Genomic DNA, 15602 nt, shown 5'->3' on the forward strand with positions numbered 1-15602 from the left:
TGCGAGATCCTATCCTTGCCGTGGCGCCTTTCAACACATCATTCCATTGCGAGCCGGAGAGGCAGACTCTCCCTCTTGAGGTGTTTTATGCATGCAAATAATCGTCGGCTTACCGGCGCACTGTTGATCGGCCTGGCATCTCTACTCTTGCTGCCGTGGTATAGCCTGGAAGCCGGCTTTTTTAATGGCGGCTGGTTGTTCAATTTGTGGCGCGATCCTGCTAATGCGCCCGCCTTGTGGCAGGTCAGCTCACATCCGTGGCTGGCGATTGCGCTGACCTTGTTCGCACTCTGTGCCGCGTGTGGATTACTTCCCTCTGGCGCGCGCAGCCGCCTGATGCTGTTATTTAGCGCACTGGGCGTCATTTTTCTGGTGATTGAAGGACATGCCATCGGCTACAGCGGCTGGAGCTGGTTATGGCTGGAAAACCGCTTCGGGGCACTGGAGCAGGGCCAAGCGGCGATGGGCGCGGGTGCACTGCTGTTGATGACCACCTTTTTGCTGCTGTTTTCGTTTGCGCTGGCCGAGCGAGGCGTGTTGAAAGGCGATGTCTTTGTGGTGGCGTCCCTGGTATTACTGACCGCGCTGGTCAGTATTTTTGTGCTTTATCCGGTGCTGAGCATGTTTGTGGTCTCGGTGCAGGACGTTGATGGCAGTTTTAAACCCGACGGACTGATCAGCAATATTCAGGATCCTTCAATCTGGAGTCTGGCCTGTTTGCAAGGAGGCACCTGCGGTACGGCCTGGCGCACGCTGTGGCTGGCGCTGATGACGGCCTCCGGTTCTACCTTGCTGGGGCTGGCCTTTGCGTTGGCCGCCACGCGCACGCCGCTGCCCTGTAAAAAAGCGCTGCGTATGCTGACCATTTTGCCGATCATCACGCCGCCGTTTGTGATTGGTCTGGCGCTGATTCTGCTGTTTGGCCGTTCAGGCGTGGTCACGGAATATCTGGCGGCGCTGTTTGGCATCGAACCTGGACGATGGCTGTATGGTTTAACCGGCATCTGGATTGCGCAGGTGCTGTCATTCACGCCTATCGCGTTTCTGGTGCTGATTGGTGTGGTCGAGGGGGTAAGCCCTTCACTGGAAGAAGCCTCACAAACGCTGCGCGCCAACCGCTGGCGCACCTTCAGCCGCATTTCCCTTCCTTTAATGGCGCCCGGTCTGGCCAACGCTTTCCTGATCAGCTTTATCGAAAGCATGGCTGATTTTGGTAACCCGATGGTGCTGGGCGGCAGTCACGGTGTTCTCTCCACCGAAATCTTCTTCTCGGTAGTCGGCGCGCAGAATGATCCCAGTCGGGCAGCGGTGTTGGCGATGATTTTACTCAGCTTCACCCTGGCGGCGTTCGTACTGCAGCGTTGGTGGTTGGGCGGCAAAAATTTCGCCACCGTCACCGGCAAGGGCGATGGCGGCAAACATGGTCAACTGCCGAGAGTATTACGCTATGGCGTGTATAGCATGGTGATCCCGTGGGGGCTCTTCACGTTGGTGATTTACGGCATGATCGTCGTCGGTGGGTTTGTGCAGTCATGGGGGCTGAATGACGCACTTACCATCGAGCATTACGTGCGGGCTTTCCGTGTCAGCGTCAGTGACGGGCATCTGCTGTGGACGGGCGTGGCATGGAACTCGTTCTGGACCACACTGGAGATAGCGCTGATTGCCGCGCCGCTCACCGCGATTGTCGGTTTGCTCACCGCCTGGCTGATTGTGCGACAGAAGTTTGCCGGCCGTCAGACGTTTGAATTCTTACTGATGCTGAGTTTTGCTATTCCAGGCACGGTGATCGGCGTGAGTTATGTGATGGCCTACAACCTGCCGCCGCTGGAGATCACCGGCACGGCTTTGATTCTGGTTGCCTGCTTTGTGTTTCGTAATATGCCGGTGGGGGTGCGCGGGGGTATTGCGGCCATGAGTCAGCTGGATAAAAGTCTCGATGAAGCCTCATTGACGCTGGGTACCAACAGTTTCCGCACGCTGCGCAAAGTGGTGCTGCCGTTACTCAAACCAGCGATCAGCGCCGCATTGGTGTACGCCTTCGTTCGCGCTATTACTTCCATTAGCGCCGTGATCTTCCTTGTCAGTGCGCAGTACAACATGGCGACCTCCTACATTGTCGGGCTGGTGGAAAACGGTGAGTACGGTGTGGCGATTGCTTACTCCACCGTATTGATTGTGGTGATGTTGCTGATCATTGGCGTGTTTCAGTGGCTGGTGGGTGAGCGAAAATTGCGTCGTGTTGCCCGCCCCGCGGATATCGCTGTGCCGTCGACTTCAACTTCGTTAACTCAGGAGAGAACCGTATGACCAGTATCAATGCGGGTTCCGTGGTATTTGAGCATGTCACTAAACGTTTTGCGGGCTTCAACGCCTTACCAGATCTGTCACTGACGGTGGAACCTGGCACGCTGGTTACGCTGCTGGGCCCCTCTGGTTGCGGCAAGACCACCACGCTACGCTTGCTGGCGGGGCTGGAACATCCCACCTCCGGGCGCATTCTGATTGGCGGCAAAGACGTAACACATTTGCCTGCCAACGAGCGCGATGTGGCAATGGTGTTCCAATCTTACGCGCTGTTTCCCCATATGAGCGCGCTCGACAACATCATGTATGGGCTTCAGTCCTCGGGAATGAACAAGCGGGAAGCGCAAGACCGGGCGCGCGAAGGATTGAAACTGGTGGGACTGGAAAACCAGGGCCAGCGATTGCCGTCTGAGCTTTCGGGCGGTCAGCAACAGCGTATTGCAGTGGCGCGTGCGCTGGTGCTGGAACCGCAGGTGCTGCTGCTGGATGAACCCTTATCCAATCTAGATGAACGTCTGCGTCGCCGCGTGCGCACCGATATTCGCGAACTACAACAAAGACTTGGCTTTACCGCAGTCTATGTCACCCACGATCAGGAAGAAGCGCTGGCGGTATCTGATAAAATTATTGTCATGAAAGAGGGTGATATTGCCCAGCAGGGCGCACCTGAAAGCCTGTACCACTCCCCGAATTCGGTGTTCATCGCTGATTTTATGGGGGAAGCCAACATTCTGCCGTGCGAAGTCGAGCAAGTGGAGGGCAACGATGCGCTGGTGCGGCTGGGAAATCTGCGTTATCGCGTGCGCGGTAACGGCGTGCCAACCGGCTCGGCCCAATTGTCGGTGCGTCCGCAGTTTATTACGTTGCACAGCGATGGGCAGGGAGCCTTGCAAGGCGAAGTGACCCACAGCACATGGCTGGGCGATCACATCGAATATGAAGTGGCCACGCCGCTCGGTTCCTTGTTTATCGTTGATGCGCAGATGGAGCAGCGTCTGCCGCTGGCTTCTGCCGTGGCGATTGATTTTAAACCTCAGGGATTAGCCCTGATTGCCGGATAATATAAGGACAGATAATGAGTGACACCGTGAATGACGCGCTGCTGGCACGTTTGATTTTGGCAGAGAAAGTGGCACGCGCAGGGGGCGATAAGGCGCTGGAGTATTTCCATCATCGCGACACGCTGGTGGTCGAGACCAAATATGATCTGCAGGATGTGGTGTCTCGTGCTGACCGCGAAGTCGAGCAGATGATCGACCAGCAGATTCGCGCTCAGTTTGCCGACGACGGTTTCCTGGGGGAAGAGTATGGATTGCAGGAGGGCACATCGGGATACACCTGGGTGGTCGATCCGATTGACGGCACCAGCCCGTTTTTGAACGGCATGCCTAACTGGTGCGTCTCCGTCGCGGTATTGCATGACGGTGTGCCAGTGATCGGGGTGATCTATGCGCCAACCTATCAGGAGTGCTATGTGGCGGCACTGGGGCAAGGCGCAACCTTGAATGGGCGTCGTTTGCAGGTTGATCCAACCCGCACGCTGCAAAACCATGTCACTGGCTTTGGCGCTAACAGCCACGTTAGCCCCGCTGAAGTGGGTAAAATCCTGGCCTCATTGCTGGAAGCCGGGGGCAACTTCATCCGTATCGGTTCTGGCGCATTGATGCTGGCGTGGGTGGCGGCGGGGCGCGTAGTGGGCTATTACGAACCTTATATGCACGCATGGGATTGTCTGGCGGGCTACTGCCTGGTGAAAGAGGCGGGCGGCTGGTATCACCCGTTCAATACCGAAGGCGAACGTTTGCTGAAAGGCGCTCAGGTACTGGCGGTGGCGCCTGGCGCAGAAGCTGATTTGAAACGGATTGCGGGAATTTAAATGCTGCCTTCTCTGTCGGGAGCCGTTGTCGCTACGCGGCTCCCGGCAAACGCTCTAAAACGGCACTAAAGCTAATCAGCCCGCTATAACTAAGCAGCATTGCAATTCGCCCCTGGCGATGCTGTTATAACCCATCGCCATATTTACCGGGTTATCTCGTGTCGCTCTCCTCATCAGAATGGTTTAGCCGTAATGGCATTGAATGTTCGCGCGTGAACGCCATTGGCAGCCGCTTTCCGCGTCATCTGCATGACGAATATGTAATTTGCGCTAATCTCAGCGGGCGCGAAGAGATTTGGCTCGATGGCAAGGTCTCTGACGTGTTTGCCGGGCAGGTGACGATTTATAATCCCAGCGCGATTCAGTCCTCCTTATTCAGCAATGATCCGGTGAGTTTTATCAGCATTCACTTGCCGCAGGTGATCTTATCCGAAATGTTTGGCACCACCGCTGCGCCCGCTTTGCGCGAAGGGGTGTTCCATGACGCGCGGTTGTTTCAGGCGATCACTGAATTCGACCAGGCCGCGCGCACAGGAGATGAGTTACTGCTGGAACAACAGCTGCTGTGGCTGTGTGGTGAACTGCTCGACGATAAAGAGAGTGCCGAGCAGGGGGAAGTGCAGATTATCGAACAGGTGAAGCAGTTTCTTGGTGAACACTTGCACGAGAAACCGCAACTGGATGCGCTGGCGCAACGGGCGGGGCTGAGTAAATATTATCTGGTGCGCCGTTTCACCCAGCTCACCGGGTTGCCGCCGTTGCAATTTCATATGCAACTGCGGCTGCAACAGGCGCGCTATCTCTTGCGCCGTCGGGTACATCCGCAGGACGTTGCGCTGCAACTCGGTTTTTACGATCAGAGCCACTTCATCAACACCTTTCGTAAAGTGATGGGCATTACGCCTTACCATTATTCACAGCAAATTGCTTCAGCCCAGCACAAACTCCCGATAGCCTGACACCATCACATAGGCGGCGAAGTAGCAAAAGATCAGTGCGGAGGCGAGGTAAGAGTATTTTAACAGGCGCTGACCCAGCAGCTTACCGCCCATGCTGCCCACCAGGCACAGCACACAAGTCCAGACCACTCCCGCGATAAAGAATCCGCCGAGGAAAGAGGAGGTGGCATTGACGCTGCCGTGTCCCATACGAGCAATCAGTGCGCCGCCCACGCTGGCAAACCACAAAATCGCGGTGGGCGATGACATCGCCAGCACGACGCCTCGACTAAACTCGCGCAACAATGAGCGATAAGGCTGTTGCTCTGCGGTAGGTAGCGGCGCGTCTTTACGCAGTGCGGCGATCAGCATTTTACCCGCGAACCACAGCAGTAAAACTCCGCCGCCAATCCACAACACCCAGCGCACCGCGGTAAACTGCAATACCACTGCCATGCCTGCGAGCGCCAGCAGCGCATAAATCAGGTCGCCAATACAGGTGCCTATTCCCAGCCAAAAGCCGTGAAAATAGCCACGCTGCATCGCGAGGGTAATCATGGCGATATTGGCCAGTCCAATATCAAGACACAGCGATAAACTCAGCAGAAAACCATTTGAAAACTGCAGCATAGCAACGAGCCTGTCCATATTTTTTTCTGTGGGCGGCATTAAACCACGGCAAGGATCACACTGTATTGGAAAGAATTGCGCCTTCTTGGCTGCTCACCCGGGGGATAGCAATAAGAGGAATCGTCATCGCGCCTGGTTTTCTCATCGTTGCAATTATGGTTATATGCATCCATCTGCCATCAGCGACCAAACGTTATGAATCTTCGGGATAAAATTGTCAGTCAGTTCAGTGAGCTGTCGCCGGAACTGCAGCGCGCGGCTGAGTTCTCTCTGCAAAATGCCAATCAGCTGGTGGTGCAATCGATGCGCGCGTTTGCCGTTGAGGCCGGAGTCAAACCCGCCACGCTGCTGCGACTGGCGCAACGTTTGGGCTATCAAGGCTGGGGCGAACTGAAAGATGCTTTTATTGATGATATCGGCCTGCGCAATGATACATACGTATCCAAGGCCGAAAAACTGATCGCCAAAGGAACACAGCCGCAGCTGTATGATGAGGTGTTTAGCGCGCATCAGGCCAATCTGGCCTTTACGCAAAACGAAAATCAGCAGGAAATGGAACAAGCGGTGACCTTGCTCGATGCGGCTGATAACGTCTATATCTGCGGCTTTCGCGCCAGTTTTCCCATCGCCTGGTCGCTGTTTTATGTTTACCGACTCTTCAACCGTCAGGTCTCGTTGATTGATGGCCTGGCCAGCAATATCGAAGTATTTACCCGCGAACTTACCGCGCAGGATTGTGTGCTGCTGACCAGCTTTGCGCCTTATTCCCGTGAGTCACTGGATGTGCTGCACGCCGCGCAGCAGGCAGGGGCAAAGATCATCGCGATTACCGATTCACCGGTTTCCCCGCTGGCGCAGGCCGCCGACTGCACCCTGTTATTCTCTATCGACAGTCCGTCGTTCTTCCCCTCAGTGGTCTCTGGCATGGGGCTGGCAGAATGCTTACTGGCAATGCTGGTGGCGCGCCATGGCCGTGATGCTGTGCATAAAATCGAAAATGCCGAACGCTATCTGATTGAATCTGGAGCATATGTGGTGCCTGGCAAATCCTGAGGAATGATTCATTTGTATCCGTCATAAGAAAATAGAATGCATGTGAATCATTATTGCATTGACGTGATCCAAATGAATCCTGCAAGATGCGCTTAATCACCGTAGCGTATTCAGGAGCAGTACCCAGTATGAGCCACATTATTCACCGCAGTTTGCGCAGCACGCCCGCCGTGGCTGCTCGCGCCGAAGGGGCGTACATCTTCGATAAACAAGGAAAGCAGTATCTCGACGCCTGCGGTGGTGCTGCCGTTTCCTGCTTAGGCCACGCGCATCCTGATGTGTTAGCCGCGATGCATCGTCAAATCGACCAACTGGCCTATGCTCACACCAGCTTTTTTACCAGCGACACCGTTGAGCAACTCGCTGAACAGTTGACGCGCACGGCGCCTGGCGATCTCAACTACGCCTATTTCGTTTCCGGTGGTTCGGAAGCCGTGGAAACCGCGCTGAAATTAGCGCGTCAATATTTCGTTGAAATCGGGCAGGCGTCACGTACCAAATTTATCGCGCGCAAGCAGAGCTATCACGGCAACACGCTGGGTGCATTGGCCGTCGGCGGCAATGAGTGGCGCCGTCGCCAGTTTGCCCCATTACTGATCGACGTGATTCGCGTGTCAGCCTGTAATGAATACCGCGATCGTCGTGCTGATGAAACGCAGCAGCAATACACCACGCGTCTGCTCAATGAACTGGAACAGGCAATCATTAATGCCGGTCCGGAAACCATTATTGGTTTCTGCGCTGAAACGGTAGTGGGTGCCACCACCGGCGCGACTCCGCCGACGCCGGGTTATCTGAAAGGCGTGCGCGCACTGTGCGATAAATACGGCATCCTGTATATCGCCGATGAGGTGATGTGCGGTATGGGACGCACCGGGACGTTGCACGCGTTTGAACAAGATGATGTGGTGCCGGATCTGGTCACTATCGCCAAAGGGTTGGGTGGCGGTTATCAGCCGATTGGTGCCGTGCTGGCCAGCGAAAAGATCGTCTCCGCACTCCAGTCGGGCAGTGGTCTGTTCCAGCATGGTCATACTTACATTTGCCACGCTACGGCGGCTTCAGCGGCACTGGCGGTCCAGCAGGTGATTGAACGCGACAACCTGCTCGATGCGGTGAAGCAGCAGGGCGCGTATCTGCAAAATGCTTTGCGTGAAGTGCTGGGCGCATTGCCGCATGTGGGCGACACGCGTGGGCGCGGCTTATTTGCCGGTGTGGAACTGGTGCGCGATAAAGAGAGCAAAACCCCGTTCGATCCTGCACTGAAACTGCATGCGGCGATCAAAGCCAACTGTATGGCTCGTGGCCTGATGGTGTATCCGATGGGGGGCACCATTGACGGGCAATATGGCGATCACATCCTGATTGCACCGCCATTTATTATTACGCCGAGCCAGCTCGATTTTGTGGTGGATAGGCTGGCGACCGTGATTCGTGAAGAGACCGGTAAATTATGATTAATCGTTTGCCGCCGCTGGCGGAGCACGAGTGGGACGACCAGCAACGTCCACTGGCAGAAGAGATCATTAATGGGCCGCGCGGTGCATTGCTTCCGCCGTTTGAGCCTTTACTGCGCAGCCCGGAATTGATGGCGCACGCGCAGCGCATGGGAGAGTACCTGCGCTATCGCAGCGCGCTCGGTCAGCGCTTATCGGAACTGGCGATTCTCATGACGGCGCGTCACTGGTCGCAGCCGGTGGAGTGGGCGATTCATGCGCCCATTGCCCGGGAAAAGGGCATATCCGGCGCTGCCGTGCAGGCCATTAATGAGAAGCACCTGCCCGATGACTTAAAGCCGGATGAGTGGGTGATTTACCACTTTTGCCAGCAACTGCATCAACAGCAAAAAGTCACTGACACCACCTGGCAACAAGCCATCGATTTATGGGGCGAAAAGGGCGTGGTGGATCTGATTGGCATTAACGGTTATTACAGCTTCCTCTCGATGATCATGAACGGCGCACAGACGCCGGTACCCGAAACACGGGATGATATTATCCCGGCATAAGCCGTCGTTTTCATCAGGGCGTGATCGAATGCGCCCTGAATATCAAATGGATTTATCTTTTTACTCCCGACGAAATATTTCGCTGGGTGACATTCATCGCACGCTATTTCACTGACGCTGAGGGTTATTATGTCTGCATTATTCTCTAAATTAAAAGTTACGTTAGCATTGGTTGCTTGTTCAGCCAGTTTTTTTGCAGCAGCGCAAGATAAATTAACCGTCGGTGTAGACACCGCATTTGTTCCGTTCGAATTTAAACAAGGTGATAAATACGTCGGCTTTGATATCGATTTATGGGATGCCATTGCGAAGAAAATGCACGTTAGCTACGAATTACGCCCAATGGATTTTGGTGGGTTAATTCCGGGCTTGCAATCGCGTAATCTGGATGTGGCGATGGCGGGCATTACTATTACGGATGCACGTAAGCAGGTCGTCGATTTCAGTGAAGGATATTACGACGCCGATTTATTGATGGCGGTAAAAAGCTCCGATAATTCCATCACGAAATTTAGCGATTTATCGGGTAAGAAAGTGGGCCTCAAGCAAGGCACCGCCGCTGCCAGCTTTATGAAAAGCAAATATAAAGCGAACTACGTCGAGTTCCCTAATATCGATAACGCCTATCTTGACCTGCAAGCCGGTAATCTGGACGCCGTGGTGCATGACTCACCGAACGTGCTCTATTACGTGAAAACGGCAGGCGATGGCAAAGTGAAATCCACCGGTGAAACCGACAGCATTCTGCCACAGCAGTATGGCTTTGCGATGCAGAAGAACAGCAGCTTAACGCCTAAGGTGAATGCTGCGTTGCAGGCACTGCGCGCAGATGGCACTTACAGCAAGATCTACGTGAAGTGGTTTGCCAAACAGCCTAAATAATCCCGCCAGGCCGGTGCAAACCGGCCTCGTTTCGCTTTTACGGGTAGAAAGATGAATTTCGAAAGTAAATATATTTGGGAGTCCCTGCCACTGCTATTACAGGGATTACAGTTAACGCTGATTATCTCTTTATCAGGCTTAGTGGGTGGTTTTATTATTGGTTTGCTGGCGGGCACCTGTCGTGCATTGGGCGGTCGAATATCAAAAACACTTTCACTGATTTTCGTTGAGTTAATTCGCGGAACGCCGATTATGGTGCAGGTGATGTTCATTTATTTTGCACTGCCGATGGTCATGCCGATCCGTATCGATCCGGTTACGGCTGCGATTGTGACCATTGTGATTAACTCTGGTGCGTATATTGCGGAGATTACGCGCGGTGCGATTCTCTCCATTAATAAAGGTTTTAAAGAAGCCAGTCTGGCAATGGGATTATCACAACGCAGTACTGTGTTGCACGTTATTATGCCGCTGGCGCTACGTCGTATGATCCCCGCGTTAGGCAATCAGTGGATTATTAGTATCAAAGACACCTCGCTATTTATTGTGATTGGCGTAGCGGAATTAACTCGTCAAGGGCAAGAGATTATTGCCGGTAACTTCCGCGCACTGGAAGTCTGGACAGCGGTAGCGATGATTTATCTGCTGGTGACGTTGTGCCTGAGTTTCCTGCTGAAGCAACTGGAGAAAAGGATTTATATCTTATGAGCATGGTTGAATTTAGCGCGGTGTCGAAGAGTTTTGGCACCACTCAGGTACTGCATGACATCAATCTAAAGATTGAAGCCGGTGAAGTGGTGGTGATCATTGGGCCATCGGGCTCGGGTAAGTCCACGCTGTTACGCTGCATCAATAAGCTCGAAGAGATTTCCTCCGGTACGCTGTTGGTGGCGGCCATGCACATCACCGATCCACACGCCAATGATTGCGATATTCGCCGCGAGGCGGGCATGGTATTTCAGCAATTCCATTTGTTCCCGCACCTCACCGCGTTGGAAAACGTGATGTTTGGTCCGATTCGCGTGCGCAAGCAGAGCAAAGCCGCAGCGCGTGAACAGGCTATGGCACTGTTGGATCGTGTGGGTTTGCGTGAGCGCGCCAAACACTATCCGTCTGAACTCTCAGGCGGTCAGCAGCAGCGAGTGGCGATTGCACGTGCGTTAGCGGTAAAGCCGAAGATGATGCTGTTTGATGAGCCAACCTCAGCTCTCGACCCAGAATTGCGCCACGAAGTTTTGAAAGTGATACAGTCACTGGCTGAAGAGGGTATGACGATGGTGATCGTGACACATGAAATTGGCTTTGCCCGTGATGTGGCCTCACGACCGATCTTTATTGATGGCGGCACCATTGCCGAAGACGGTTCACCTGATATGCTGCTGACGGCCAGTGACAATCCGCGTCTGAAAGAATTTTTGCAACACGTATCCTGAACAGAAGTGAACGATAACAATATGAAAAAAATCGCAATCCATGGTTCCGCCTTCGAAATTGGTCAGCAATTGGGTGAATTTGGCCGTGAAGCCTGGCATCAGAAGCTGACGCTTACCGCACTCTGGCAGACAGTGACAGCCATGAAAGACGCCGACCAAACGGTGGCCATGCGCGCGTTGGTCCAGGCGCACTATCCGCTGATCTGGCAGGAGCTGGAAGGGCTGGCCGCAGGATTACAGGCGCCGATTGAGGAGGTTTTTGCCTGGAACTGCCGTGGCGATTTAGTACGTTCAACCTCGGATGGATGTACCACCGTGGCGGGACAGCGTGCTGATGGCGTGTTAACCATCGCGCACAATGAAGATGGTTTTCCGCAATTACGCGATGACTGTGCCATCGTCAGCATCTGTCCGGATAGCGGCATGGCGTTTACCAGCTTTGCTTATCCGGGGTCGATTTGCGGTCATACCGTTGCCGTAAACGAGAAGGGCGTGGTGAATACGGTGAATAATATTCGTGCGCTGCATCGTCCGGAAGGAGTGCCGCGTCAAATCCTGGCCCGCGCCGCGTTGAATGCGGCCACGCTGGATGAGGCTATCGCTATTCTGACCACATCACCGCGCGCCGGATCGTTCCACCATACGCTCGGACAGATGGGCGATAGCCGTCTGTTTAGTGTGGAAGCCACGGGTTCGGGTTGCTCCGTAACGCCACTGACCGGAGTGTTCGCCCATGCCAATCACCTGATTCATCCGCAACTTGATGGCGTGGAACAGGTGATCACTGCCAGCTCCGGATCACGCCAGCAGCGGTTAATTGAGTGGCTGGAGGCGCAAACGCAGCTGGATGGCGATGCAGCAAAAGTGATTCTCTCTGACCAGCATGATGCGGTGCTGCCCATTTATCGCCTTTCGCCGAACGATCCGGATGAAGAGAACACCCTGGCGACAGCGGTATTTACGCTGCATGCCAAACAAGTTGACTGGCAGATATTTACCTTGAATCGTGATGAGCCAGAATTTAAAGGCACGATTTCCTAAAAACTAATCTGCTATATTGTGAACCCGGTCACCCTGGCCGGGCGCTATTCAAATTAATCCCACTATAGTCGTTAAACATTCCGATTATGGTGGGGTACGAAAATGAATAGAAATAAAAAAGCCGCATTCAACGGTTTAGCATCAAACATAACCATGGCATTATCCTTAGCTGTTTTTTCACTGGCGGGGAGCGCTATGGCAAATGCTGCGGAACATCATCAAATCGCTTTAGTGGGTACCTGGACGTCGATTCCAGATGCCCCATTAGAGCAGAAACCGGATCATCCTAGCGAAGGTTTATATCGCCTCAAGGTGAATGCGGATGGCACTTTAACACCACTTGATGTGATCAAAATGAAAAGCCCGTCATGGATTGTAAAATCCCAGGATGGCCGCTTTGCCTATACCACCAATGAAGAAAACGCCGGGGCCGTTACCGCACTGTCCATTGATAAAAGCGGTCAGGTGAAAGTGCTAAATGCGGTGGATAGCCATGGGCAACAGCCGACGCACGCCACCATCAGCCCGGACGGTAAGTTCCTGTTTGTCGCTAACTACTCGGTGGCGAAAGGCGGCGCGGGCGTCTCGGTGTTCCCGATTCATCATGACGGTAAACTGGGTGAGCAGGTGCAGCACTTTGCTTTCGACCACGGCACGGGCGCGGTGAAAGGGCGTCAGGATGGCGGTCACGCACACTCGACCACCTTTACCCACGACGGTAAATATCTGTTCGCTGCCGATCTCGGCGGTGACAAGCTCCATGCGTATCGTTATCACGCCAATAAGGCTGAGCCTCTGGAAGCGGATACCGCGCATGACGTGACCTTTACCGCCGGTTCTGGCCCGCGTCATATGGTGTTCTCACCAGATGGCAAACATGCCTACGTCACCACCGAAATGGCCGGTGAGATCGCGGTATTTACAGTGAAAGACGATCACCTGGATCGCAGCAATACCGTGAAGCTGAACACTGAAAATAACAGTGCTGAATACCGTAGCGGCGGCGGAATTATTCTCAGTCCGAACGGTAAATATGTGATTGCAGCGAATCGTGGTTCAGATAATAAGCTGTTGGTGTTTAAAATTGAGGCGGATGGCCAGTTAGGCAAGCCGGTCAGTTATAAAGCCAACGGCATTGAACCTCGGGCGTTCTCATTTGATGGCAGTGGAAAATATCTCTATGTCACTAACGTGTTCACCAACAATATTTCCCTGTTCCATTTCGATGAAAAGAGCGGTGAGCTGAAAGCAGCGGGCGATGCAGCAAAAATATCCACGCCCACTGATATAAAGTTCTTTAATTAAGCCGTTCGGTGGGCGCATTTTTTGCGCCCACTTCTCCTCGCTATTTTGCCTGTGACATTTCCAGCAGCGCCTCTTCCATTGATGCACCAAACATTTGTCCGTGGGACAGTCCCGGATAAAGTTGATAGCGTGCAGCTGTGCCGTTCTCTGCCATACCTTCGATAGTGGTGCGCACCGCGCGCAACACTTCAGGTTCCGCCGTGTTGCTATCGCTGCGGCGATCGCCATTCCCTTCCATCAAAGTGATCTGCTTATTACTGGCTTTGCGGGTCTGCATCTCACTCAACAGAGAGTTAAATCCCTGGCCGACCGATGGACTGGCAGCGAAATAGCGCGTAAACAGCTGAGAGGAGAGATAGCTGTCGAGTACAAACAATCCGCCGTAAGAGTGGCCCCACAGCGCGCGTTGTTGATGATCGACATGCACACCTTTCTCCGCTGCGGGCAAAATACGTTGCTCTAACAAGGTGCGGAATGCGCTGCTGCCGCCGCCCTTGCGACCGCGACTAAAAGTGTATCCTGCATCGCCATGCTCTTTGTCAGGCGGGGTGTAATCGTAAGTTCGCGCGTTTACCTCAAACGGCAAAGTGGTTTGATACCCGACCACCACCAGAACCGGAGGGTTGCCTGCCGAAAGTTTTTGCAGCAGCGGATCGGTCAGCCTGTCCATTACCGCATTGCCATCCAGCATCGTGATCATCGGGGAGCCAGATGGCGGAGGCGCTTTATCTGGCACCGCAGTCCAAACTTTGTAATGCCGCTGGCCATCAGCCGAGTCATATTCACTGATGGAGAAGTGGTAATAAGCGGAGCCTTTGTCGGAGATATTCGGGCCGAGTGGCGTCATATTCGGGCGTGCAAAAACGCTGGTGGTGACACTGCTGAGCAACAACAGCAGCAGGCCAATGGGACGGTTTATTGCTGAAAATCTATAAAGCATTGAAATCCTTACTCTATTGGTTATTGGTACATATCACCTTGCACCATAATGAGAATGATTCTTGATTTCAATTCTTTTTACTGATGGCAGCCTGTTTCAGAAAAGGCTTTTTTGACAGGATGTTGAACCTGACAGGGGGGTCTAACACGAGCTGATGCCAGAAACAGGGCGGCACAAAGCCGCCATTGTACTTACAGCGCCCGACGCTTAGCCCGCTGTGAAAACAGTAGCCATACACCAATGGACGTTATAATCAGCACCCAACCCATCTGATTGATGATTGCTTCCATCACGCCATCCAGCGCAGGGGAGATCAGCGTGTTGAGTTGTAACACCGTCGACACTTCGTAACAGCCAATCGCGAAGGCCACCACAATTGAGAGTGATGAAATGGCGAGGGTGTAATTGAGGCTGCGCAACGGATCGAATTGCGACCAGCGATACAGTTTCAACATCATGACGCCATCGGTGGTATCGATCAGCATCATGCCGGCAGTGAATAAAAGCGGCATCAACATGATGTGCAGCATCGCTTCGCCACCCGCTGCGTGGTTGGCGGACATACCGAAAATCGCCACTTCGGTTGCGGTATCAAAGCCAATGCCGAACAGGAAACCGATGAGGAACAGATGATGGCTTTTGCTCACCATGCGAAACAGTGGCGCGCATAGCCGGGTGAGCACGCCGTGGTGATGGCTCTCCTGCGGGACCCGCGTTGCATCGCCACGCAGCAACCGCTGACGTTGGCGAATACATTGCCACAAAGTGCGGGAGTTAGCCCAGGCGAGTAGCAGCAGAAAAGCACCGGAGATCAGTGTGCTAATCATGCCGCCAATCTCTTTCACGCCGGGAAACATCTGCTGCAAAGGTTGCGTGGTCAAAGCGAATATCAGGCAGGCGATCAGCACCACCGAAGCGTGGCCGAGTGAGAACCACATACCTGCGGTAAACGGGCTCTTGCCCTCATTACTCAACTTGCGCGTGGCATTATCAATGGCGGCGATATGATCGGCATCGACGGCGTGGCGCAAACCAAACAGATAGGCTAACAGCGCGACACTCAGCGCGGCCGGTGAATGCTGAAAAGTCACCAACGCCGTACTGATGACCAGCAAATTAAACAGCATGGCGCCACCCATCACCGCCACGCCTTTTTGCTTATGACTCAGCACCTTCATAAATGCTCCTG

The 15602-nt window shown here is 53.8% G+C and carries 15 protein-coding genes; 12 read left to right on the forward strand and 3 right to left on the reverse strand.

Going from position 1 to position 15602, the window contains the following annotated elements; all coding sequences use genetic code 11:
• The first annotated feature begins 87 nt into the window (after positions 1-87).
• The 4 genes from AC1MDE_RS22375 (at position 88) to AC1MDE_RS22390 (ending at position 5142) form a co-directional block, all read left to right on the forward strand.
• The gene (locus AC1MDE_RS22375) at positions 88-2310 is read left to right on the forward strand and encodes an ABC transporter permease (protein WP_480345091.1); all 2223 of its coding nucleotides are present in this window, start codon (positions 88-90) and stop codon (positions 2308-2310) included.
• The gene (locus AC1MDE_RS22380) at positions 2307-3368 is read left to right on the forward strand and encodes an ABC transporter ATP-binding protein (RefSeq protein WP_097118858.1); all 1062 of its coding nucleotides are present in this window, start codon (positions 2307-2309) and stop codon (positions 3366-3368) included. The genes AC1MDE_RS22375 and AC1MDE_RS22380 overlap by 4 nt, the downstream gene beginning before the upstream one ends.
• 14 nt (positions 3369-3382) lie before the next feature.
• The gene (locus tag AC1MDE_RS22385; RefSeq protein ID WP_479400247.1) at positions 3383-4183 is read left to right on the forward strand and encodes an inositol monophosphatase family protein; all 801 of its coding nucleotides are present in this window, start codon (positions 3383-3385) and stop codon (positions 4181-4183) included.
• Positions 4184-4341: 158 nt separating this feature from the next.
• Positions 4342-5142, forward strand: a complete 801-nt coding sequence (locus AC1MDE_RS22390; protein WP_480345092.1) for an AraC family transcriptional regulator — start codon at positions 4342-4344, stop codon at positions 5140-5142.
• Here the strand turns inward: AC1MDE_RS22390 and AC1MDE_RS22395 are convergent.
• Positions 5113-5751, reverse strand: coding sequence for a LysE family translocator (locus AC1MDE_RS22395; protein WP_058960272.1), 639 nt, complete (start codon positions 5749-5751; stop codon positions 5113-5115). The two genes, AC1MDE_RS22390 and AC1MDE_RS22395, sit on opposite strands and share 30 nt — an antisense overlap.
• A gap of 195 nt (positions 5752-5946) precedes the next feature.
• On the opposite strand from AC1MDE_RS22395, the gene AC1MDE_RS22400 reads away from it, so the two are divergent.
• The 8 genes from AC1MDE_RS22400 (at position 5947) to AC1MDE_RS22435 (ending at position 13473) form a co-directional block, all read left to right on the forward strand.
• The gene (locus tag AC1MDE_RS22400; RefSeq protein WP_058960271.1) at positions 5947-6804 is read left to right on the forward strand and encodes a MurR/RpiR family transcriptional regulator; all 858 of its coding nucleotides are present in this window, start codon (positions 5947-5949) and stop codon (positions 6802-6804) included.
• A 128-nt stretch (positions 6805-6932) separates the two neighbouring features.
• Positions 6933-8261, forward strand: a complete 1329-nt coding sequence (locus tag AC1MDE_RS22405; RefSeq protein ID WP_480345093.1) for an aspartate aminotransferase family protein — start codon at positions 6933-6935, stop codon at positions 8259-8261.
• Positions 8258-8812 carry a carboxymuconolactone decarboxylase family protein gene (locus AC1MDE_RS22410; RefSeq protein ID WP_201785677.1) on the forward strand — a complete coding sequence of 185 codons (555 nt, stop codon included), beginning with the start codon at positions 8258-8260 and terminating at the stop codon, positions 8810-8812. The genes AC1MDE_RS22405 and AC1MDE_RS22410 overlap by 4 nt, the downstream gene beginning before the upstream one ends.
• 129 nt (positions 8813-8941) lie before the next feature.
• Complete coding sequence (gene glnH, locus AC1MDE_RS22415) at positions 8942-9694, forward strand: glutamine ABC transporter substrate-binding protein GlnH (protein WP_058960269.1); 753 nt, start codon at positions 8942-8944, stop codon at positions 9692-9694.
• A 51-nt stretch (positions 9695-9745) separates the two neighbouring features.
• On the forward strand, positions 9746-10402 hold the full coding sequence (gene glnP, locus AC1MDE_RS22420) for a glutamine ABC transporter permease GlnP (protein ID WP_479403204.1): 657 nt from the start codon (positions 9746-9748) through the stop codon (positions 10400-10402).
• A 2-nt stretch (positions 10403-10404) separates the two neighbouring features.
• A complete protein-coding gene (glnQ, locus tag AC1MDE_RS22425; RefSeq protein ID WP_480345107.1) occupies positions 10405-11127 on the forward strand; it encodes a glutamine ABC transporter ATP-binding protein GlnQ in 723 nt (240 codons plus the stop codon).
• 21 nt (positions 11128-11148) lie between these two features.
• Positions 11149-12168, forward strand: a complete 1020-nt coding sequence (locus tag AC1MDE_RS22430; RefSeq protein WP_058960336.1) for a C45 family autoproteolytic acyltransferase/hydrolase — start codon at positions 11149-11151, stop codon at positions 12166-12168.
• Positions 12169-12363: 195 nt separating this feature from the next.
• Positions 12364-13473 carry a lactonase family protein gene (locus AC1MDE_RS22435; protein ID WP_058960267.1) on the forward strand — a complete coding sequence of 370 codons (1110 nt, stop codon included), beginning with the start codon at positions 12364-12366 and terminating at the stop codon, positions 13471-13473.
• Positions 13474-13513: 40 nt separating this feature from the next.
• Here the strand turns inward: AC1MDE_RS22435 and AC1MDE_RS22440 are convergent, their stop codons facing one another.
• Positions 13514-14413, reverse strand: coding sequence for an alpha/beta hydrolase (locus tag AC1MDE_RS22440; RefSeq protein ID WP_480345094.1), 900 nt, complete (start codon positions 14411-14413; stop codon positions 13514-13516).
• Between the two features lie 191 nt (positions 14414-14604).
• Positions 14605-15591 (reverse strand): HoxN/HupN/NixA family nickel/cobalt transporter, encoded by a 987-nt coding sequence (locus AC1MDE_RS22445; protein WP_480345095.1) that lies wholly within the window; start codon positions 15589-15591, stop codon positions 14605-14607.
• Positions 15592-15602: the final 11 nt, after the last annotated feature.

This window comes from Pantoea folii (assembly GCF_056678875.1).